The 1,312-nt window shown below is 70.7% G+C and carries 2 protein-coding genes; both read right to left on the bottom strand.

What is annotated here, in order from left to right; all coding sequences use genetic code 11:
- Nucleotides 1-951 (bottom strand): alpha-amylase family glycosyl hydrolase (locus FH969_RS14940; RefSeq protein ID WP_246072011.1); only part of this gene is annotated, 951 nt, incomplete at its 3' end.
- Nucleotides 952-982: 31 nt separating this feature from the next.
- Nucleotides 983-1,312 (bottom strand): carbohydrate ABC transporter permease (locus FH969_RS14935; RefSeq protein ID WP_139987999.1); only part of this gene is annotated, 330 nt, incomplete at its 5' end.

The raw sequence follows: 1,312 nt of genomic DNA, 5'->3' as shown, positions 1-1,312 counted from the left end.
CACCCAGGTGGAGCTCGACCCGCTCTGCTCGGCCAGCTCGAGGTTGCGCCGGATGACGGCAGCGAACTCCTCGGCGTCCCAGTTCGACGTGAGGAGGTCGAAGTTGAACGCCTGCCCGAGCCCCGTTGCGGAGGCGTAGCGGCCGCGGCGCTCGGCCGGTACCCATGCCTCCGCCACGGCGGTGCGGGGCGGGGAGTACCGGTCGAACAGCGCGCGCCACTCGGCGTACACGTCGTGCACCTCGTCGCGGTCGATGAACGGGTGACGTCCGGGTACGGCCGCCGCGAGCTCCACCTCGGCGGGCAGGTTCTCGGGCAGGTCCTTGGCCAGCAGGTGGGCGACGTCGATGCGGAAGCCTGCGACACCGCGGTCGGCCCAGAACGCGAGCGTCGTGAGGAAGTCCTGACGGACCTCCTCGTTCGCCCAGTTGAGGTCGGGCTGCTCGGCGGCGTGGATGTGCAGGTACCACTGTCCGTCGGGCGTGCGGGTCCACATCAACCCGCCGAAGCCGGAGCGCCAGTCGGCGGGCGGGAGCTCGCCGCTCGCACCCCGTCCGTCGCGGAAGTGGTAGCGCGCTCGGGCGGGCGAGCCCGGCGGCGAGGCGAGTGCCTCGCGGAACCAGACGTGCCGGTCCGAGGTGTGGTTCGGCACGATGTCGACGACGAGACGCATGCCGTGCTCGGCCAGCGACGCGACGAGCGCGTCGACGTCGTCGAGCGTGCCCAGCCGCGGGTCCACGGCTCGGTGGTCGTCGATGTCGTACCCGCCGTCGGCGAGGGCCGAGGGGTAGAACGGGCTGAGCCACACGGCGTCGACGCCGAGGTCCGCCAGGTACGGCACCCGGTCGACCACCCCGCGCAGATCTCCGATCCCGTCACCGTCGGCGTCGGTGAAGCTGCGGGGGTAGACCTGGTAGACGACGGCGTCGCGCCACCACTGTGCCTCGTTCACGGATGTCCGTCCTGTCGGTGCGGAGGGCCGGTCAGCCCTTGACGGCGCCGGCGATGAGCGCCTTGACGAAGTGCCGCTGGAAGACGAGGAACACGAGGATCGTCGGCGCCATGATGAGCAGCGAACCGGCGTTGAGCAGCACGACGTCGGTGGTGTACTGCCCCACGAAGTTCTGCAGCGCGCCCGCCATCGTGCGCTTGCTGGGGTCGTTCATGAGCACGATCGCCTGGAGGAACGTGTTCCACGTCCACAGGAACAGCAGGAGGCACATCGAGGCGATGGCGGGCACGGCCAGCGGGATCTGGATCCGGGTGAACGCCTGCCACCGGTTCGCGCCGTCGATCGAGGACGCCTCGGCGAG

Origin of the sequence: Miniimonas arenae (assembly GCF_006351005.1) — a bacterium.
GTDB lineage: Bacteria > Actinomycetota > Actinomycetes > Actinomycetales > Beutenbergiaceae > Miniimonas > Miniimonas arenae.
The sequence above is the reverse complement of the archived record's forward strand: the minus strand, read 5'-3'. Positions and strand labels throughout refer to the sequence as shown.